The organism is Streptomyces sp. W16, assembly GCF_033194735.1.
Lineage (GTDB): Bacteria > Actinomycetota > Actinomycetes > Streptomycetales > Streptomycetaceae > Streptomyces.
Genome location: NZ_JAWOAI010000166.1, coordinates 1 through 18,425, shown reverse-complemented (window position 1 = coordinate 18,425; position 18,425 = coordinate 1). Strand labels below are relative to the sequence as shown.

At 69.2% G+C, this 18,425-nt stretch carries 18 protein-coding genes; 13 read left to right on the top strand and 5 right to left on the bottom strand.

Annotated features, from left to right (window positions below):
- Together R6V09_RS22705 and R6V09_RS22700 are read left to right on the top strand one after the other, a co-directional pair.
- Positions 1 to 558, top strand: a 558-nt coding sequence (locus R6V09_RS22705; RefSeq protein WP_317883273.1) for a sensor histidine kinase, incomplete at its 5' end; no start/stop codon positions are given.
- A complete protein-coding gene (locus R6V09_RS22700) occupies positions 558 to 1,241 on the top strand; it encodes a response regulator transcription factor (RefSeq protein WP_317883272.1) in 684 nt (227 codons plus the stop codon). The genes R6V09_RS22705 and R6V09_RS22700, both read left to right, overlap by 1 nt.
- A 13-nt stretch (positions 1,242 to 1,254) precedes the next feature.
- Here R6V09_RS22700 and R6V09_RS22695 read toward each other — a convergent pair whose 3' ends face one another.
- Positions 1,255 to 1,731 carry a GNAT family N-acetyltransferase gene (locus R6V09_RS22695; RefSeq protein WP_317883271.1) on the bottom strand — a complete coding sequence of 159 codons (477 nt, stop codon included), beginning with the start codon at positions 1,729 to 1,731 and terminating at the stop codon, positions 1,255 to 1,257.
- A 62-nt stretch (positions 1,732 to 1,793) separates the two neighbouring features.
- Between R6V09_RS22695 and R6V09_RS22690 the strand changes: the two genes are divergently transcribed.
- On the top strand, positions 1,794 to 2,618 hold the full coding sequence (locus tag R6V09_RS22690; RefSeq protein ID WP_317883270.1) for an exodeoxyribonuclease III: 825 nt from the start codon (positions 1,794 to 1,796) through the stop codon (positions 2,616 to 2,618).
- A gap of 44 nt (positions 2,619 to 2,662) precedes the next feature.
- Here the strand turns inward: R6V09_RS22690 and R6V09_RS22685 are convergent, their stop codons facing one another.
- Together R6V09_RS22685 and R6V09_RS22680 are read right to left on the bottom strand one after the other, a co-directional pair.
- Positions 2,663 to 3,904: a recombinase family protein gene (locus R6V09_RS22685; protein ID WP_317883269.1), complete on the bottom strand. Its 1,242-nt coding sequence runs from the start codon at positions 3,902 to 3,904 to the stop codon at positions 2,663 to 2,665.
- Between the two features lie 372 nt (positions 3,905 to 4,276).
- Positions 4,277 to 4,900: a MerR family transcriptional regulator gene (locus R6V09_RS22680; RefSeq protein ID WP_442810112.1), complete on the bottom strand. Its 624-nt coding sequence runs from the start codon at positions 4,898 to 4,900 to the stop codon at positions 4,277 to 4,279.
- Positions 4,901 to 5,068: 168 nt separating this feature from the next.
- Here R6V09_RS22680 and R6V09_RS22675 point away from each other — a divergent pair, with 168 nt between their 5' ends.
- From R6V09_RS22675 to R6V09_RS22660, 4 genes are all read left to right on the top strand, one after another.
- Positions 5,069 to 6,580, top strand: coding sequence for a flavin-containing monooxygenase (locus R6V09_RS22675; RefSeq protein WP_317883267.1), 1,512 nt, complete (start codon positions 5,069 to 5,071; stop codon positions 6,578 to 6,580).
- Positions 6,577 to 7,512 (top strand): alpha/beta fold hydrolase, encoded by a 936-nt coding sequence (locus R6V09_RS22670; RefSeq protein ID WP_317883266.1) that lies wholly within the window; start codon positions 6,577 to 6,579, stop codon positions 7,510 to 7,512. Before R6V09_RS22675 ends, R6V09_RS22670 begins: the two co-directional genes overlap by 4 nt.
- On the top strand, positions 7,509 to 8,396 hold the full coding sequence (locus R6V09_RS22665) for an SDR family oxidoreductase (RefSeq protein ID WP_317883265.1): 888 nt from the start codon (positions 7,509 to 7,511) through the stop codon (positions 8,394 to 8,396). The genes R6V09_RS22670 and R6V09_RS22665 overlap by 4 nt, the downstream gene beginning before the upstream one ends.
- A gap of 84 nt (positions 8,397 to 8,480) precedes the next feature.
- Positions 8,481 to 8,663, top strand: coding sequence for a hypothetical protein (locus tag R6V09_RS22660; RefSeq protein WP_317883264.1), 183 nt, complete (start codon positions 8,481 to 8,483; stop codon positions 8,661 to 8,663).
- A 156-nt stretch (positions 8,664 to 8,819) separates the two neighbouring features.
- Here R6V09_RS22660 and R6V09_RS22655 read toward each other — a convergent pair whose 3' ends face one another.
- Positions 8,820 to 12,047, bottom strand: a complete 3,228-nt coding sequence (locus tag R6V09_RS22655; protein WP_317883263.1) for a S41 family peptidase — start codon at positions 12,045 to 12,047, stop codon at positions 8,820 to 8,822.
- Positions 12,048 to 12,201: 154 nt separating this feature from the next.
- On the opposite strand from R6V09_RS22655, the gene R6V09_RS22650 reads away from it, so the two are divergent.
- The 4 genes from R6V09_RS22650 (at position 12,202) to R6V09_RS22635 (ending at position 16,437) form a co-directional block, all read left to right on the top strand.
- Positions 12,202 to 12,801, top strand: a complete 600-nt coding sequence (locus tag R6V09_RS22650) for a TetR/AcrR family transcriptional regulator (RefSeq protein ID WP_317883262.1) — start codon at positions 12,202 to 12,204, stop codon at positions 12,799 to 12,801.
- 136 nt (positions 12,802 to 12,937) lie between these two features.
- Positions 12,938 to 15,160 (top strand): MMPL family transporter, encoded by a 2,223-nt coding sequence (locus tag R6V09_RS22645; RefSeq protein WP_317883261.1) that lies wholly within the window; start codon positions 12,938 to 12,940, stop codon positions 15,158 to 15,160.
- A gap of 98 nt (positions 15,161 to 15,258) precedes the next feature.
- Positions 15,259 to 15,843 carry a hypothetical protein gene (locus R6V09_RS22640; protein WP_317883260.1) on the top strand — a complete coding sequence of 195 codons (585 nt, stop codon included), beginning with the start codon at positions 15,259 to 15,261 and terminating at the stop codon, positions 15,841 to 15,843.
- Positions 15,844 to 15,882: 39 nt separating this feature from the next.
- A complete protein-coding gene (locus R6V09_RS22635; protein WP_317883259.1) occupies positions 15,883 to 16,437 on the top strand; it encodes a cysteine hydrolase family protein in 555 nt (184 codons plus the stop codon).
- Here the strand turns inward: R6V09_RS22635 and R6V09_RS22630 are convergent.
- Positions 16,427 to 16,837, bottom strand: a complete 411-nt coding sequence (locus tag R6V09_RS22630) for an ATP-binding protein (protein WP_317883258.1) — start codon at positions 16,835 to 16,837, stop codon at positions 16,427 to 16,429. The genes R6V09_RS22635 and R6V09_RS22630 overlap by 11 nt on opposite strands.
- A 137-nt stretch (positions 16,838 to 16,974) precedes the next feature.
- Between R6V09_RS22630 and R6V09_RS22625 the strand changes: the two genes are divergently transcribed.
- The gene (locus R6V09_RS22625; protein WP_317883257.1) at positions 16,975 to 17,820 is read left to right on the top strand and encodes a helix-turn-helix domain-containing protein; all 846 of its coding nucleotides are present in this window, start codon (positions 16,975 to 16,977) and stop codon (positions 17,818 to 17,820) included.
- On the top strand, positions 17,817 to 18,002 hold the full coding sequence (locus tag R6V09_RS22620; RefSeq protein ID WP_317883256.1) for a DUF397 domain-containing protein: 186 nt from the start codon (positions 17,817 to 17,819) through the stop codon (positions 18,000 to 18,002). Before R6V09_RS22625 ends, R6V09_RS22620 begins: the two co-directional genes overlap by 4 nt.
- Positions 18,003 to 18,425: the final 423 nt, after the last annotated feature.

Sequence of the window (18,425 nt, the reverse complement as noted above, 5' to 3'; positions counted from 1 at the left end):
GATCTGCACGACGGTGCCCAACAGCGGCTCGTCGCCCTCACCGTGACCCTCGGTCTCGCCCGGCTGGACGCCGCGCCCGGCCCCCTCGCCGACCAGCTCGCCAAGGCCCACGACGAGGCCGGACGGGCCCTGGCCGAACTGCGCGAGCTGATCCACGGCATCCACCCCCGGGTACTCGTGGACTACGGCCTCGAAGCCGCCGTCGCCGACGCCGCCGACCGCGGTGTCGTACCCGTGGACCTCCAACTCGACCTGCCCGGGCGGCTGCCGCCGGCCGTCGAGGCCACCGCCTACTTCGTCGTCTGCGAGGCCCTCGCCAATATCGACCGGCACAGCGGGGCCACCCGGGCCGGGGTGCGGGGCGGACACCGGGACGGGCGGCTGGTGCTGGAGGTGCGGGACGACGGGTGCGGGGGTGCGGACGCCGGGCGGGGGAGTGGGCTGACCGGGCTCGGGGACCGGGTGTCAGTGCTGGATGGTTCACTTCTGGTGTCGAGCCCGGTGGGTGGTCCGACGGTCCTGCGGGTGGACATTCCGTGCGGTGCGACGGGGGAGTGATGGTCCAGGACGGAAAGCATGAAACGGGGGGACGGCGGGCGCTGCGTGTCGTGCTGGCCGAGGACAGCGTGTTGCTGCGGGACGGGATCGTCGCGCTGCTCGCCCGGTTCGGGCACGAGGCGGTGGCCGCGGTCGGGGACGCGGACGCGCTGCTGACCGCCGTCGCCGAGCACGCGCCGGACATCGTGGTGACGGACGTGCGGATGCCGCCGGGCTTCCAGGACGAGGGCCTGCACGCGGCGGTGCGGCTGCGCGCGGAGCGGCCGGGACTGCCGGTGCTGGTGCTCAGCCAGTACGTACAGCGCGCCTACGCCGCCGAGCTCCTCGACTCCGGTGACGGCACCGGCGTCGGCTATCTGCTCAAGGACCGGGTAGGCCAGGTCGAGGAGTTCGTGGACGCGCTGAGCGAGGTCGCGGCCGGCGGCACGGTCGTCGACCCGGAGGTCGTACGGCAGTTGCTGCGCAGACGCCGTGATCCGCTGGACCGGCTGACCCCGCGTGAGACGGAGGTGCTGGGGTTGGTCGCGCAGGGCCGGTCCAACAGCGCGATAGCCCGGGAGCTGGTGGTCACCGAGGCCGCCGTCGGCAAGCACATAGGCAGCATTCTCGCCAAGCTGGACCTGCCGCCGGCGGACGACGCGCACCGCAGGGTGCTGGCCGTGCTCACCTACCTGAGGGGCTGAAGCGCGCCGACGGTCAGAGCGCCTTCGCGAAGCACCGGCTGTCGTCGTGGAAGCGGTAGTAGCCGAACTTCACGCAGGGCTCGTAGCCGCTGGACGTGTAGAGGCCGATGGCCTCCGGCTGCTTGATGCCGGTCTCCAGGACCATGCGGGTGCGGCCGGCCGCGCGGGCGTTCTCCTCCAGGGCGGCCAGCATGCGGCGGGCCAGACCCAGGCCGCGCGCCTGCTCGATCACGTACATCCGCTTGAGCTCGGCGTCGCCGTCCTCGTTGCCCTCGCCGTTGGCGTTCCGGGCGCGCCAGCCGCCGGTGGCGACGGGGTCGTCGTTGTCGTCGTACGCGATCAGGTAGATGCCGTTCGGGGGTTCGAAGTCCGAGGGTTCCAGGGTTGTGGCGTCGCCGCCGTCGCCGTAGCGGTCGTGGTACTCCGCCTGGACCTCGTCGTTCAGCTTCACGGCGTCGGGGTGGTCGAAGGGAACGGTGCGTATATTCATGTGAAAACTCGTATACCTACTCATAGCTCGTAAGCTCGTAAGGGGGACCCGGACTCCGTCCAGTGTGCCGGTATCGTGCCGGAGTGCTCATTGTGACCTCAGCAAATGTCAATGGACTGCGGGCCGCCGCGAAGAAGGGCTTCGTGGAGTGGCTCGCCGGGACCTCCGCCGATGTGCTCTGCCTCCAGGAGGTGCGAGCCGAGCCGCAGCAGCTGCCTGAGCACGTCCGCACCCCCGACGGCTGGCACGTCGTGCACGCGCCGGCCGCCGCCAAGGGGCGCGCGGGCGTCTCCCTCTACACCCGCCGCGAGCCCGACCGCGTCCAGGTCGGCTTCGGATCGGCCGAGTTCGACGGGAGCGGCCGGTATGTCGAGGCCGACCTCCCCGGGGTCACGGTCGCGAGCCTCTACCTGCCCTCCGGCGAGGTCGGTACCGAGCGGCAGGACGAGAAGATCCGCTTCATGGACGAGTTCCTCGCCTATCTGAAGGACCTGCGCGAGCGGGCCGCCGCCGACGGCCGCGAGGTCGTCGTCTGCGGCGACTGGAGCATCGCCCACCAGCCGGCCGACCTCAAGAACTGGCGCGCCAACCAGAAGAGCTCCGGGTTCCTGCCGGAGGAGCGGGAGTGGCTGAGCCGGGTCTTCGACGCGGAGGACGGGGCGTACGTCGATGTAGTACGGGCGCTGCACCCTGACGTGGAGGGGCCGTACTCGTGGTGGTCGTACCGGGGGCGGGCTTTCGACAACGATTCAGGTTGGAGGATCGACCTCGTCGCGGCGACCACCGGGCTCGCGCGGCGCGCGGTCAAGGGGTTCGTGGAGCGGGCCGCCAGCCACGAGGAGCGGTGGTCGGATCATGCTCCGGTAACTGTGGTCTTCGAGACCTGACGGATGCGGGGCGGCCCGATCGGTGCGGCTCGCCCCGCAGGGGTTCAGTCGGTCTGCCGTACGGCGGGGGACTCCTCGATGGTGAAGGTCAGGCGTGAGAGGTCAGGGCCGGCAAGGCGGGCAGGGCCACCTCCGGAGCGGCCTTTCGCCACGGTGACGTGGACACCGGTGCGAAGGAGGTGTTCCCGGCGAACCTCGGTCTCTGCGGAGACCGTCCGGCGGTAGTGGCTGAGCACGTAGTCCTCAAGCCAGTCGGAGCGCATGGCTGCGGGCGCAGGGCACACATCGCCGCGTGCGGTGGCACGGCACGCGTAGTCGCCGTGGGGATACCCCTTCCGTACCGCGAAGTACATGCGCCCGTCGCAGCCTGCACAATGCACCACCCCGGTAAGCAGGGCTGTTGTGGTTCGGCGTTCGCGGCGTGTTCCGTTGGAACGGGCCAGGAGGATGTCCTGGAGGATGTGGAACTCGTCCTCGGTGAGCAACGGTGGACCGATCAGCACGGGTGCACCCCCGGCGTCGCGAACGGTCCGTCCCTGGTGCACGCGATGGCCCATCAGCGACGGGCTGCGCAACACCTTGGACAGGGTTCCGGACGTCCAGCGGAAGCGCTCGAAGTCGTGTCCGTGGCGTCGACCTCCCAACGGACGTCCTTGGAGCTGAGCATGGCGGTCGCGAGGCACCAGTGCTCCTGTCTCGTTGAGTTTCCGTGCGATCGCGATCAGGGAGCGTCCTGCGTGCACCTCTTCCACGATCATGCGGACGACAGCGGCGGTCTCGGGGTCGGGGGCCAGACGCCATCCGCTGCCGGACGGATGTGGCGCCTTTCGGTAGCCGAAGGGGACCAGACCGCCGCCGTAGCGACCGGCGGCTCGCAGCGCTTCGTGGCTGTCGGTGAGCCGGTTGGAGATGGTGCGGACCTCCAACTCGGCGGCGTAGGCGAGATCCATGCACCTGCGAATGGTGGTGCCGTTCGCGTGCGGTGTCACCATGAGCGGTCGGCAGTCCTCGGTTGCTCCGAAAACAAGCGTCCGGTTGTGTTGCCGCGCCCAGGCGATCAGTTCGGCCATGTGTGCCACGGATCGCACGGCGCGGTCCACGTGAGACCACACGACAGCGTTGTATTCCTGAGGGCGGCCCAGCCAAGGCGACAGGGACGGCCTCTCGAAGGGGGACGTCCTGCGAGCGGAGACGCCGAGGTCGGCGGCTTCGCCGATCAGTGCGAAGTCGAGCCGGTCGGCGCAGAGTTGGATGGTGGCGCGCTGTCGGGCGGGCGAAGTGGTCACGCTGGTCATGGTGCTGAGGCGCAGTGCGGCGAGGGCACGTGGTTGCCCGCTGGAAGGCGAAGTCGCTGAATCCTGTGAGCAACTAGTCTGGGACATGTCGGCACTCTTTGTCAGTGTCGGCCGTGCCCCGGGGCTGGTAGGACAGTCGCCGGGGTCTTTTCGGTCTTACTTTCGGAGTGCAAACCCGAGTTCGTCTTCCATTCCCTGAAAGGTGCCCATATCGGGTGAAATTCAGAGAGTGGGTCATCAATGGCTAATCTGCTGTGCTACGTCCATGCAGCCCCGCAGCGTTTCCGCTGATCGACGGGGCCGCCGGGTTGGGGGAGCGTGTGGCGAGGGGGGCCGTCGGCGGCTGATCTCCCGCAGTGATCGCTACGGCTGTCTGCGCAGCTTTCGATCCATCGCCATCGACAGTTCCGCCTCCACCACGCTCTTCGCCAACGGCCGCAGTCGTTGCAGGTCCTCCGCCGTGCCGCCCCGGGTGAGTACCAGGTCGGCGAAGAGGTCGGCGAGGGACTCCGTGTGTTCGCGGACGCGGCGGCCCGCGTTCAGGACGTCGGCGAGGGGGATGCCCTCGCGGACCAGCGCGGCCGTGACGTCGAGGAGGCGGCGGCTGATGTGGACGATCTCGCTGCCGTCGGTGCCGAGGTAGCCGAGTTCGAGTGAGGCGGCGAAGTTCTCCGGGGTTGCCTGGTCGCCGAAGTAGTCGGCGAGGGCCTCCGGGGTGAGCCGGACCGGGGTCTCCTCGGTCGGCGCGCCCAGGCCGAGCAACTCGCCGACGTTGCGGCCGTGGTCGAAGGCCTCGGCCAGTTCCGCGATGCCGTTGAGGGTGTGGCCGCGGTCGAGGAGCGCCGAGATCGTGCGCAGACGGGCCAGGTGGGTCTCGTCGTACCAGGCGATACGGCCCTCCCGGCGCGGCGGGGGGATGAGTTTGCGCTCGCGGTAGAAGCGCAGGGTGCGCACCGTGATGCCGGCCCGCTCGGCCAGTTCCTCCATGCGGTACTCGCGCTTCTGTTCTGCCTTCTCCGCCACGCCCGCACCCTACGTCGTACCTCCGGTAACTTTCCGCCTCCCGCCCCCTACCCATGAGTACGGAGCTGCTCTACAGTCCGATTGCGCCAGTGTTCACTGGCGTGGTTGCGCGGTTGCATGGGAGGGCACGGGATGACCGAACACGAGCATGTGCGGGTGGCGGTGATCGGGTCCGGGTTCGGCGGGCTGGGGGCCGCGGTGCGGCTGCGGCGCGAGGGCGTCACCGACTTCGTCGTCCTGGAGCGCGCCGACAGCGTCGGCGGGACCTGGCGGGACAACAGCTATCCCGGGTGCGCCTGCGACGTACCGTCCCATCTGTACTCGTTCTCCTTCGCGCCGAACCCCGACTGGCCGCGCACCTTCTCCGGGCAGGAGCACATCCGCGGCTATCTGGAGCACGTCACGGACGTCTTCCGGCTCCGACCGCACATCCGCTTCAACTCCGAAGTGAAGATGATGACTTGGGACGCGGAGCGGCTGCGCTGGGACATCGAGACCAGCGGCGGTTCGTACTCCGCCGACCTCGTCGTCTCCGCGACCGGACCGCTCTCCGACCCCAAGGTCCCGGACATCCCGGGGCTCGACTCCTTCCCCGGCAAGGTCTTCCACTCCGCCCGCTGGGACCACGACTACGACCTGCGCGGCAAGCGCGTCGCCATGGTCGGCACCGGCGCCTCCGCGATCCAGATCGTGCCGTCGATCCAGCCCGAGGTGGCGCGCCTCACCCTCTTCCAGCGCACCCCGCCCTGGGTGATGCCCCGCGTAGACCGCGCCATCAGCGGCGCCGAACGCGCCCTGCACCGCGCGCTGCCCTTCACCACCCAGGCCCGTCGCGGACTCCTGTGGGGATTGCGGGAGTTGCAGGTCCAGGCGTTCACCAAGCGGCCCAACGAGCTGGGAATGGTGGAGCAGTTGGCCAAGCGCAACATGGCCCGCTCCATCAAGGACCCGGCCCTGCGCGCCAAGTTGACCCCCGACTACCGCATCGGCTGCAAACGCATCCTGCTCTCCAGCGCCTACTATCCGGCCCTCGCCCAGCCCAACGTCGACGTCGTCACGAGCGGGTTGAGCGAGGTGCGCGGCTCGACGGTGGTGGGCGCCGACGGCAGTACGGCCGAGGTCGACGCGATCGTCTTCGGTACGGGCTTCCACGTCACGGACATGCCGATCGCGGACCGGGTCGTCGGCGCCGACGGGCGGACGCTGGCCGAGGCCTGGCAGGGCGGAATGCAGGCGCTGCGCGGCGCCTCGGCGGCCGGGTTCCCCAACTGGATGACCATCATCGGGCCCAACACCGGTCTCGGGAACTCCTCGATGATCCTGATGATCGAGTCCCAGCTGAACTACATGGCCGACTACGTACGGCAGTTGGACGTCCTCGGCGGACGCGTGGCACTCGACGCCCGGCCCGGCGCCGTGGACGGCTGGAACCGGCGCGTGCAGGAACGTATGAAGCGGACCGTGTGGAACACCGGCGGCTGCACCAGCTGGTACCTCGACGCGAGCGGCCGCAACACCACCATCTGGCCCGGTACGACGACCGAGTTCCGCACGGCCACGCGGCGCGTGAACCTCGCGGAGTACGAGGTCGTGCGGGCGCCCGCCGAGAAGAAGGCCGAGAAGTCGGAGGTGGTGGACGCATGAGCCGCCTCCTGCACGTCACGTCCGGGCCGTACGCCCCGCCCGTCCCCGTCCGCGAACTGACCGTCACCTCGGCCGACGGCTCCCGGCTGCACGTCGAGGTGCACGGCCCCGAGGGCGCACCGGCCGTCGTCCTCGCACACGGCTGGTCCTGCTCCACGGCCTTCTGGGCCGCGCAGACAAGGGACTTGGCGGTCGACCACCGGGTCGTCGTCTACGACCAACGGGGACACGGGCGCAGCCCGGCGGCCGTCTCCTACAGCACCGACGCGCTCGCCGACGATCTGGAAGCCGTCCTCGAAGCGACTCTCACCCCTGGTGAGAAGGCCGTGATCGCGGGGCACTCCATGGGCGGGATGACCGTGCTGGCGGCGGCCGGGCGGGCCCGGTTCCGGGAGCACGCGGTGGCCGTTCTGCTGTGCAGTACGGGCAGTTCGCGGCTGGTCGACGAGTCGCTCGTGGTGCCGTTGCGGGCCGGGCGGACCCGGACCTGGCTGACCCGGAAGGTCCTCGGCACGCGGGCGCCGCTCGGGCCGGTCACGCCCGCCGCGCGCCGGATCCTGAAGTACGGGACGATGGGACCCGGTTCCGCGCCGCACATGGTCGAGGCGTGCGCGCGGATCGTGCACGCGTGTCCGAGGACGGTGCGGTACGCGTGGTCGCAGGTCCTTGATTCCCTCGATCTCGACCACGGCGTACGGGAGTTGGCCGTACCCACGGCCGTCGTCGTCGGTACGGCGGACCGGATGACGCCGCCGGTGCACGCGCGGGCGCTGGTCGCCGCGCTGCCGCAGTGCGTCGGGAGCACCGAGCTGACGGGGCTCGGGCACATGACCCCCGTCGAGGCGCCGGAGCTGGTCAGCGGGAAGATCCGTGAACTGGCCGCCGCCTACATCGAGTTCGACCCGATCGATCAGGTCAAGGAGGGCGCATGAGCAAGAGGGTGAGCCTGGAGGGTCAGGTCGCGGTCGTGACCGGGGCCGCGCGGGGTGTCGGCGAACTGCTCGCCCGCAAGCTCTCCGCGCGCGGCGCGAAGGTGGCGCTGGTCGGGCTGGAGCCGGACGCGCTCAAGCAGGTCGCCGAGCGGCTGCACACCGACAGCGGCCACTGGTACGCCGATGTCACGGACCACGAGGCGATGGCCCGGGTGGCGGGCGAGGTCAAGGAACGGTTCGGGAAGGTCGACATCGTCGTCGCCAACGCGGGTGTCGCCAGCGGCGGCCCTTTCGTCGACTCCGATCCGGTCGCGTGGCGGCGGGTGATCGAGGTCAACCTGATCGGATCGGCCGTGACCGCGCGGGCGTTCCTGCCGGTGCTGATGGAGAGCCGCGGCTATCTGCTGCAGATCGCTTCGCTGGCCGCGATCACGCCCGCGCCGATGATGACCGCGTACTGCGCGTCCAAGGCGGGCGTCGAGGCGTACGCGCACAGTCTGCGCGCCGAGGTCGGCTACAAGGGCGTACGGGTCGGGGTCGGGTATCTGTCGTGGACCGACACGGACATGGTGCGCGGGGCCGATCAGGACGACGTCATGCGGGAGTTGCGGCAGCGGTTGCCGTGGCCCGCCAACAAGACGTATCCACTGGGGCCGGCCGTGGACCGGATCGTCGCCGGGATCGAGCGGCGGTCGAGCCATGTGTACGGGCAGGGGTGGCTGCGGGGGACGCAGAGCGTGCGCGGGTATCTGCCGGGGATCATCGGGGCGGTGGGGCAGCGGGAGATGCGGCGGTTCGGGGCGCGGCTGGAGGGGATGCGGTCGGGGCTTGTCGGGGCGGGTGGAGCCGCTGATGAGGAGGCTCGCGCTACGGAACGTAGCTGACCGAAATGCGAACTGTGTCCGCCCGTGTGAATCTGGTCGAGGCCCGGTCAAGGGCCGTTTCCCCCACTACGGGAGTGAACCCACATGGGTATGAAGGACCAGTTCCAGGACAAGGCCGAGGACCTCGCCAACAAGGCCAAGGAGAAGATGGGCCAGGGGCAGGGCAAGGGCAAGGACGAGGCGTCCGAGCGGGGTGCGCAGCGGGACGAGGTCTCTGAGCGTATGCAGCGTGAAGAGGACCGGATGGACCAGGACTACGACGTTTAGTTGCAGGCCTGTTGGCGTGGGGCGCCCTGTGTTCGGGGCGTCCCACGTTTCGTTGTTGGGTGCCGGCCCGGTGGGGGCTGGTCGCGCCCGCGCGGCGGAGCCGCAAATAGATACAGCCCCGCGCCCCTGAAAAGCAGGGAGTTGCCGGCGACCCTCTCAAGAACGTGGCGGCAACTTCGGCCTACTCCTGTCCGGTACGGCCGAGTAGTCGGGCGGTGTTGCCGCTGGGTGGATTGCCAACAGATCCAGCGCCAGCTTGATCGCGTCGTCCAGTTGCGCATGGCGGCCCTCTGCCCAGTCCAGGGGGGTGCGGAGGATCTCCAAGTCCGGGGTTACGCCCCGGTTCTCCACCGACCAGCCGTAGGCGTCGAACCAGGCCGCGTTCATCGGGACCGTGATCACCGTGCCGTCGCCGAGTTGGTGGCGGCCGGTCATGCCGACCACTCCGCCCCAGGTGCGCTGGCCGACCACAGGGCCCAGCTTCAGCAGTTTGAAGGCGGCCGTGATCATGTCGCCGTCCGACGAAGTCGCCTCGTCCGCCAGCGCGACTACCGGGCCCCTGGGGGCATTTGAGGCGTACGACACCGGTTGGGCGTTACGGGTCAGGTCCCAGCCGAGGATCGTGCGGGTGAGTTTCTCCACGACCAGTTCGCTGATGTGGCCGCCCGCGTTGCCTCGTACGTCGACGATGAGGGCGGGGCGGGAGACCTCCAGGCGCAGGTCGCGGTTGAACTGGGCCCAGCCGGAGCCGCCCATGTCGGGGATGTGGAGGTAGCCGCAGTGGCCGCCGCTCAACTCCCGTACCACCGCCCGGCGTTTGGCCACCCAGTCCTGGTAGCGGAGGGGGCGTTCGTCGATGAGGGGGACGACGGCGACTCGGCGGGCGCGGCCTTCGCCCTCCGCCGGGGTGAAGGTCAGCTCCACCGTCGTACCGCCCGCTCCGGCCAGGAGTGGGTAGGGGCCGGTGAGTTGGTCGACCGGGCGGCCGTCCACGTGGGTCAGGACCGCGCCCTCGCGGATGCCGGTGCCGGCCAGGGGGGAGCGGGCCTTGGAGTCGGAGGACTCGCCGGGGAGGATGCGGGTGACGGTCCAACCGCCCTCCCTGCGTACGAAGTTGGCGCCCAGCAGGCCCTGGCGGCGCTGGTAGTGGGGTGGGCCCTCGTTGCGGCGGGACGGGGTGACGTAGGCGTGCGAGGTGCCCAACTCGCCCAGGACTTCGCGGAGGAGGTCCGCGAAGTCGTCGGGGGAGGCGACTCGTTCGACCAGGGGGCGGTACTGGTCGAGGACGCCGTTCCAGTCGATGCCGCACATCTGGGGGTCCCAGTAGTAGGCGCGGATCAGGCGGCCCGCCTCCTCGTACGACTGGCGCCACTCGGCGGGCGGGTCGACCTCGTGGAGGATGCGGCGGAGGTCGATCCAGACCGTCGAGTCGCCGTCGCCGGACTCCGTGGAGGGGACTGCGCGTAGTTCGTCCTCGTCCACCACGACCAGTCGTGAGCCGTCGCCGCTCACCGCGAACCAGTCGAGGTGGTCGACGAGTTCGGACTTCTTCGCCTTGCTGATGTTGAAGTATTCGAGGGTCGGGCGCCCGCTGGTGTCGTCCGGGTTGGCGAAGGTCTCGCCCAGCGCGCCGGAGATCGGCCAGCGCAGCCAGACCAGTCCGCCGCCCGAAACCGGGTACAGCGCCGAGTACTTGGAGGCCGAGACCGGGAACGGGGTGACCCTGCTCTCCAGGCCCTCCACCTCCACCGTCACCGCGCCGTCCGCGCCCTCGTCGTCCTCCGCCGCGTCGAGGCCCCCGGCGGCCGGGCGGCCCTCCGGGGTCAGCGCGAAGGGGGAGGGGGTGGCCGAGGAGAGGGGGACGAGGTAGGGGCGGCAGCCGAGCGGGAAGGACAGGTCGCCGGTGTGGACGTCGTAGACCGGGTCGAAGCCGCGCCAGGAGAGGAAGGCGAGGTAGCGGCCGTCCCTGGTGAAGACCGGGTTCTCGTCCTCGAAGCGGCCGTTGGTGACGTCGACGATCAGACGGTCCTTGATCCGGGCCATCTTGATCTGGCGGAGCGAGCGGCCGATGCCCGGGTGGGACCAGGTGAGCCAGCTGCCGTCGGGGGAGAAGGCGAGGTCGCGGACCGGCCCGTTGATCGAGCAAATCAGCTCGGTCACCTCGCCGTTGGAGTCCTCCGTGGCGTCGAGGAGTAGCAGCCGTCCGTCGTGTGCGGCGATCGCCAGGCGCTCGCCCGCCGTGTCCGACACCAGCTCCAGTACGCGGCCCACCTCGCCGGAGGCGAGCCGGCGGGGGGCGCGGTCGCCGGAGGCCCGGGGGAGGTAGGCGATCTCGATCGCGTCCTCGCCGTCCGCGTCCGTGACGTAGGCGACCTGTCCGCCCGAGCCGAGCATCTCGGGGAGCCGGACCCGTACGCCCGGGGTGTCGGTGATGGTGCGGGCCGGGCCGTCGCGGTGGGTCAGCCAGTACAGGCTGCCGCGGACGACGACGGCACTCGCCCGGCCCGTCTCGTCGACCGAGATGCCGTCGACGTGCTGGGCGGCCGGGACCTGGTACGTACGGCGGCCGGGGCGCGGGCCGCTCAGATGCACGTCGAGCTTGCGCGGGACCGAGGCCGCCGACAGGTCGTCGACGATCCACAGGTCACCGGCGCACTGGTACACGACCCGGGTGCCGTCGCTCGCCGCGTGCCGGGCGTAGAAGGCGTCGTGGTCGGTGTGGCGGCGCAGGTCGGAGCCGTCGTAGGCGCAGGAGTAGAGGTTGCCGATGCCCTCGTGGTCGGAGAGGAAGGCGATGCGGCCGTCGACGAACATCGGGGAGTGCAGATGGCCTTCGAGGTCGGCGAGGAGGCGGCGGCCGTGCAGCCAGAGGCGGCCCGTGGCGCCGCCGCGGTAGCGCTTCCAGGCGGCCGGTTCGTGAGGTGGGGTGCCGGTCAGGAGGAGGGTCTGGCGTTCGCCGTCGATGTCGGCGAGCTGGATGTCGGAGACCGGGCCCCAGGGGAGCCGGCCGCCGGGGTCGCCGTCGGTGGGGACCTTGTGGGCCCAGGTGAAATAGGAGAACGGCTCGCCGTGCGAGGCCACCGCGAGGATGTCGCCCTCGGGTGTCCAGCCGCAGACCTGGGTGTCGGCGCTGCCCCAGTAGGTGAGTCTGCGGCCGGGTCCGCCGTCGACGGGGACGAGGTGGATCTCCGGCACCAGGCTCCGCCAGGTCGTGTACGCGAGGTGGCGGCCGTCGGGGGAGAAGCGGGGGTGGCCGACCTTGGTGCGGTCGACGGTGAGCCGCCAGGCGCGGCCCCCGCTGTCGAGAGGGGCCAGCCAGAGGTCGTCCTCGGCCACGAAGCTCAGGAGGTCTCCGTTGAGGTGCGGCAGGCGCAGATAGCTCACGTCCCTATGCTTTTCCGCGGGACGGACCGTAGCAACTTGTGAAATAACGCGGTGGGTGACTCAGGACACGTACGAAACGGTTTCGTTTCGTAGAGAGGTGCGCTACATTCGTCATGTACGAAACCGTGTCGTTCGGAGCTGGAAGGTGAGTCGCATGACTGAAGTCGCAACGGCGCGTCGCAGTCGCATCACACCCGAGCGCGAGGCCGAGCTCTACGAGGCCGTGCTCGAACTGCTCCGCGAAGTCGGCTACGACGCCCTCACCATGGATGCCGTGGCCGCCCGCACCCGCTCCAGCAAGGCGACCCTCTACCGCCAGTGGGGCGGCAAGGCCGAGCTGGTGGCGAAAGCCGTACGGCACAGCAAGCCGGGCCGGGCGACCGACATCGACACCGGAACCCTCCGTGGCGACATGCACGCCATGGTGGACCGCGAGGACGACTGCACGATCGAGCAGAACTCCGCGTTGATGCGCGGTCTGGCCATGGCGACGCACAACCACCCGGACCTCCTGCAGGCATTCCGGGAGCTGCTCGTCGAACCGGAGATGGAAGAGTTCCGCCTGGTCACCCAGCGCGCCATCGACCGGGGCGAGGTCCGTGCGGACTGCCCCGCGCTGGGGTTCGTGGTGCACATGATGATCGGCGCCTTCGCCACCCGCACGGTGATCGAGGACCTGCCGCCGACCAAGGCCTATCTGACCTCGTACATCGACGCCGTAGTGCTCCCCGCACTCGGCGCACCCACCACCTGACAGACCCGCGACACCTCACACCCAGCACGCCCACCTGACGTAACCGCTCACGTCGTCGGGCCGATCAGCCGTGTCCCCAACCGGCCGGTCACACCTGCCCCGAAGAACCCCACGACCTGACCGGGAGTACGCCCTCGTGGCCACGTTCCTCTACAAAGTCGGCCGGCTCGCCTTCAGGCGACGCCACTACGTCGCCCTCCTCTGGATAGCGCTGCTGACCCTCGCGGGAGTGGGCGCGGCCAGCGCGCCCGCCGCCGGATCCTCCTCCTTCTCCGTGCCGGGAACCGAGGCCCAGAAGGCCTTCGACCTGCTGGAACAGCGCTTCCCCGGGATGAGCGCCGACGGCGCCACCGCCCGGGTCGTCTTCAAGGCCCCGGCCGGCGAGAAGCTCGACTCCGGCGCCAACAAGGCCACCGTCGAGAAGACCGTCAAGGACCTCGGCGACGGCTCCGAGGTCGTCTCGGTCGCCGACCCCTTCAAGGGCAAGGCCGTCAGCAAGGACGGCACGATCGCCTACGCGTCCGTGAAGTACAAGGTCTCCGGCATGGAACTGAAGGACGCCTCCAAGGACGCCCTGAAGGAGACCGCACAGCAGGCCCGGGCTTCCGGACTGACCGTGGAGGTCGGCGGTGACGCGCTCACCGCGACCCCCGAGACGGGCTCGACGGAGATCATCGGCATCGCGATAGCCGCCGTGGTCCTGGTCATCACCTTCGGTTCGCTGCTGGCGGCCGGATTCCCGCTGCTCACCGCCCTGATCGGGGTCGGCATCGGCGTCTCGACGATCACGGCCCTGGCCAGCGCCCTCGACCTGGGCACCACCACCTCCACCCTCGCGATGATGATCGGTCTCGCGGTCGGCATCGACTACGCCCTGTTCATCGTCTCCCGCTACCGCGCCGAACTGGCCGAGGGCCGCGAACGCGAGGAAGCGGCCGGACGCGCGGTCGGCACAGCGGGCTCGGCGGTCGTCTTCGCGGGCCTCACGGTGGTCATCGCACTCGTCGGCCTGGCGGTCGTCAACATCCCGATGCTCACGAAGATGGGCGTGGCGGCGGCAGGAACGGTCGCGATAGCGGTCCTCATCGCACTGACCATGATCCCGGCGCTGCTCGGCTACGCGGGCAGGAAGATCAAGCCCACCGGCCAGAAGAGCAAGCTCCTCGGCGGCGGACGCGCCGCCTCCGCGCAGAAGGCGTCCCGGCCGAACATGGGCACCCGCTGGGCGAGCTTCGTCGTACGACGCCCCCTGGCCGTGCTGCTCCTCGGCGTGATCGGACTCGGCGCGGCGGCGATCCCCGCGGCCTCCCTCGAACTGGGCCTGCCCGACGACGGTTCGCAGCCCACCTCCACCACCCAGCGCAGGGCCTACGACCTCCTGTCCGACGGCTTCGGCCCCGGCTTCAACGGCCCGCTGATGGTCGTGGTCGACGCGAAGGACAGCAAGACCCCCAAGGCCGACGTCACCACGGTGACCGACAAGATCAAGGCCCTCAAGGACGTCACCAGCGTCACCCCGGCGACCTTCAACAAGGACGGCGACACCGCGACGATCACCGTCGTCCCGGACTCCAAGCCGTCGTCCGTCACGACCGAGGACCTCGTCCACGGCATCCGGGACGCGGGCACACAGATCAAGACGGACACCGACTCGACGGTCCTGGTCACCGGCACCACCGCGATGAACATCGACGTCTCGCAGAAACTGAACGACGCCCTGATCCCGTACCTGATCCTGGTGGTGGGCCTGGCGTTCCTGCTCCTGATCGTGGTCTTCCGCTCGATCCTGGTCCCCCTGAAGGCGGCCCTCGGCTTCCTCCTCTCCGTCATGGCGGCGCTGGGCGCGGTCGTCGCGGTCTTCCAGTGGGGCTGGCTGTCCGGCCTGATGGGCGTCGAGGAGACCGGCCCCGTGATGTCGATGATGCCGATCTTCATGGTCGGCGTGGTCTTCGGACTGGCAATGGACTACGAGGTGTTCCTCGTGACCCGGATGCGGGAGGCCCACGTCCACGGCGAGAAGCCGAGCCAGGCGATCGTCACCGGCTTCAAGCACAGCGCCCGCGTGGTGACCGCGGCGGCCGTCATCATGATCGCCGTGTTCTCCGGCTTCATCAGCTCCAGCGAATCCATGATCAAGATGATCGGCTTCGGTCTCGCGATCGCCGTCTTCTTCGACGCGTTCGTCGTCCGCATGGCGATCGTCCCGGCCGTCCTCGCCCTGCTGGGCAACAAGGCCTGGTGGCTGCCGAAGTGGCTGAACCGGGTACTGCCCAACGTGGACGTCGAGGGCGAGGGCCTGCGCGACCTCGACTCCAAGGACTCGGATCCCGATGAGGACCGGGAGTTGGTCCGGGCCTGAGGCGGCTGCCGCGAGGCACTGAGGCACCGGACAACTGATCTGCCGCGCCACCGAGTTCGGGTGGCGCGGCAGATCGCGTCGGTGACAGGGTTACGGCCGTGACAGCACTGGATGATCTGGTGCGGCTGCTCGGCCCGTCGCCGGCGTCGCGGAAACCGTCGGCCGACGACTGGACCGAGATCGAGGCATACACCGCCTCGACACTGCCCACCGACTTCAAGACGTTTCTCGACACCTACGGCACGGGCGTGATCTGCGACGAACTCGTGGTCTTCCACCCCCGGGGCGCAGGCCCGCTCCTGGAGCGGATGCGTCAGATCCACGACAGGTTCGGCAGAAGCCGGCGCCGCAACCCGGACTTCCACCCCTTCCCCTTCCACCCGGAACCCGGCGGCCTGATCTCCTGGGGCTACGACCACTCCGGCGACGAGCACTTCTTCTGGCCCTGCGCGCCGGACCCGGACCACTGGAAGATCGTCACCCGCAGCCACGGCACGGAACCGGAGGTCTTCGACGGGCCGTTCACCGCGTTCGTCCTCGACTTCGTCGAACAACTGCGGAACCTGGACCCGCACCACGGACTCGAACCGGACGAACTGGAGTTCCTGGAGCCGGAGGACCTGGCGGAACTGGCCGAACGCGGAGAGATCGGACCGGTGGAACCGAGCTTCAAGCCGATCTGAGCCGGGCCGATGTCAGTGGGCCGGACTAGCGTGTTGAGCATGACCACACTCGCAGAACGTCCCCACACCGCACTTCTGCTGATCGACGTCCAGGTCGCCGTCGTGGCCGACGCGTACGAGCGTGACGCGGTCGTCGCCAACATCGCCGCGCTCGCCGACCGGGCACGCGAGGAAGACGTCCCGGTCATCTGGGTCCAGCACTCCGACGAGAACGTTCCGAAGGGCAGCGACGGCTGGCAGTACGTCCCCGAACTGACCCTCCGCGAACAGGAACCCCTGATCCACAAGCGCTACCCCGACTCCTTCGACGACACCACCCTGGAGGAGGTACTGGCCGCCGCACAGATCGGACGCCTGGTCGTGGCAGGCGCGTCCACCGACGCGTGCATCCGCTCCACGCTCCACAGCGCGTTCACGCGCGGCTACGACGTGACACTCGTCGGCGACGCCCACACCACGACCGACCTCAGCCAGTGGGGTGCGCCGCCGCCGGAGCAGGTCATCGCCCACACGAACCTCTACTGGAAGTACCACACCGGCCCCGGCCGCACGGCGGCAGTCGGGACGACGAAGGACGTCGTACTCACAACCTGACCTCGGCCCAGACCGTCTTGCGCGGACGCGCCCCCTCGGCCACGCCCCAACGGTCGGCCAGCGCATCCACCAACAACAGCCCCCGACCCGACTCGGACTCCGCGTCCGCCGGAGCGGATTCCGGAGCGATCCGAGGCAGCACATCACCACGCGTGTCCGTCACTTCGATACGGAGCGTCGCGGCGACCACGTACAGCGTCAGACGGAAGTCCCGCCCCGGAACGCGGCCATGAGTCACCGCGTTGGCCGCCAGCTCGGCGACGATCTGCGGCGCCCTGTCCAACGGCACTCCCCAGGACCGGAGTTGCTCCGTCGCGAGCAGCCGGGCCAGGCGGGCGCCTCGGGGAGTGGGGGACAGAAGAGCCGTGAAGTTCGGCGGGGCGACTGTTTCTTGATTCATGTCACTCAGAGTGGCTTCGTTTGCTTCCCTGGGTGAGTGATGGCGTGGGTGCGTAGCGTTACTGTCTCGGCTTTGTCCCGCACTGTCTCGGCTGTCTCGGAAGTTGTACGGGTACGGAAGCGCGGTGGAGGTGGGGCATGAACGAGGTTGCGGACGAGGCCGGTTGGGATGTCGAACCCGGCGACGAGATCGAGCCGTTGGTCCAGGCGGTGGGGCGGATGCTCAGGGTTTTCCGCGAGGCGGCGGGAATGCGGGTGGCCGACCTCGCGGTGGCGATGGGCTACGGCGAGGACATGATCCGGAAGATCGAGCGCGGGGTGCGGATTCCGAGGCCGGAGTTCCTGGACCGGGTTGATCAACTGCTGAACGCTCAGGGGAACTTGAGGGCGTTCATGGAGGACATGCAGAAGGCTCAGTACCCGAAGAAGGTGCGGGAGCTGAAGGAGATGGAAGACCGGGCGGTGGAGATGCTGCTGTACAGCAACCATCACATCCACGGCCTGCTGCAGACGCCCGAGTACGCGACGGCCATGTTCGAGAACCGGCAACCGGCGCTCTCCGCAGACGTCATAGAGCGTGAGGTCGTAGCTCGCATGGCCCGTAAGTCGGTCTTCGAGAAGGAGCCCGCCCCGGCGCTCTGCTTCATCCAGGAACAGGTGACGCTGGAACGCCCTCTTGGCGGCAAAAATGTCTTGCGCCGACAGCTCGAACACCTGCTAGATGTAGGGAGGTTGAGGAACGTCGCGTTGCAGGTCATGCCGACCAACCGAGAGGAACACGCTGGGATGCACGGCCAGATGGAGGTGCTCAAGTTCCTTGACGGCACGGCGATCGGACGTTCCGAAGGCGCGTTCAGCGGTCGCCCGGTCTCAACCCCCAGGGATCTTCGTATCCTTGAGTTGCGCTATGGGATGATCCGAGCCCAGGCTCTTCCCCCAAGAGAGTCGCTGGCCTTCATCGAGCGGGCGCTGGGAGCACTATGAGTACGCCGGAACTCCATTGGTTCAAAAGTAGCCACAGCAGTGGCCCTGATCCCGGCGACTGCGTCGAGGTGGCTACTACCCCCGCAGTGATCCGCATCCGCGACTCCAAGAACAAGCTGGGTGCACAGCTCGCTCTCTCCGCTCCCGTTTGGGGCGAGTTCGTCGCGTACGTTTCGAAGTGAGCGTTGGGCCACTCGCTTCTTTGTCAGTGTCGTGCTTCCACGGCCCGAGTAAAGGGCGCTCCCTGCGGTCGCGTCGCCTGCGGCGATGACCCTCCGGGCCACCCTTGACTCGGTCCGCTCCAGCCCGTTTTAGAAGCGAGCGAGCGGCCCGGGGAGAGCAATGGGGGCCGAGGTACGCCAATCCCTTGCCTGTACTGCGTTGCTGGCCGGTGTGGTGGGGCGCGTCAGCGTCTCGCCTGCACGCCGGGCCGGCTTAGCGGCCACCCGCCGGTGGGGGGAGGAGGCCCGGGGGGTGGGGTGGGTGCCGTAGAAGTGTGTCACTTCCAGGGAAAGTGACACACTTTTTTGGGACCCCTACCTCCCCCTCCCTCTCTCCCCTCCCGCCCTCGGGGATCCAGCCACTCGCCGTTGGCCGCTGAGCCG

Excerpts from the sequence above, each read along its gene's own strand:
- R6V09_RS22700 (WP_317883272.1), top strand. The coding sequence starts at position 558 with ATGGTCCAGGACGGAAAGCATGAAACGGGGGGACGGCGGGCGCTGCGT.
- R6V09_RS22695 (WP_317883271.1), bottom strand. The coding sequence starts at position 1,731 with ATGAATATACGCACCGTTCCCTTCGACCACCCCGACGCCGTGAAGCTG.
- R6V09_RS22680 (WP_442810112.1), bottom strand. The coding sequence starts at position 4,900 with ATGGAGGAACTGGCCGAGCGGGCCGGCATCACGGTGCGCACCCTGCGC.
- R6V09_RS22675 (WP_317883267.1), top strand. The coding sequence starts at position 5,069 with ATGACCGAACACGAGCATGTGCGGGTGGCGGTGATCGGGTCCGGGTTC.
- R6V09_RS22670 (WP_317883266.1), top strand. The coding sequence starts at position 6,577 with ATGAGCCGCCTCCTGCACGTCACGTCCGGGCCGTACGCCCCGCCCGTC.
- R6V09_RS22665 (WP_317883265.1), top strand. The coding sequence starts at position 7,509 with ATGAGCAAGAGGGTGAGCCTGGAGGGTCAGGTCGCGGTCGTGACCGGG.
- R6V09_RS22660 (WP_317883264.1), top strand. The coding sequence starts at position 8,481 with ATGGGTATGAAGGACCAGTTCCAGGACAAGGCCGAGGACCTCGCCAAC.
- R6V09_RS22650 (WP_317883262.1), top strand. The coding sequence starts at position 12,202 with ATGACTGAAGTCGCAACGGCGCGTCGCAGTCGCATCACACCCGAGCGC.
- R6V09_RS22635 (WP_317883259.1), top strand. The coding sequence starts at position 15,883 with ATGACCACACTCGCAGAACGTCCCCACACCGCACTTCTGCTGATCGAC.
- R6V09_RS22630 (WP_317883258.1), bottom strand. The coding sequence starts at position 16,837 with ATGAATCAAGAAACAGTCGCCCCGCCGAACTTCACGGCTCTTCTGTCC.
- R6V09_RS22625 (WP_317883257.1), top strand. The coding sequence starts at position 16,975 with ATGAACGAGGTTGCGGACGAGGCCGGTTGGGATGTCGAACCCGGCGAC.
- R6V09_RS22620 (WP_317883256.1), top strand. The coding sequence starts at position 17,817 with ATGAGTACGCCGGAACTCCATTGGTTCAAAAGTAGCCACAGCAGTGGC.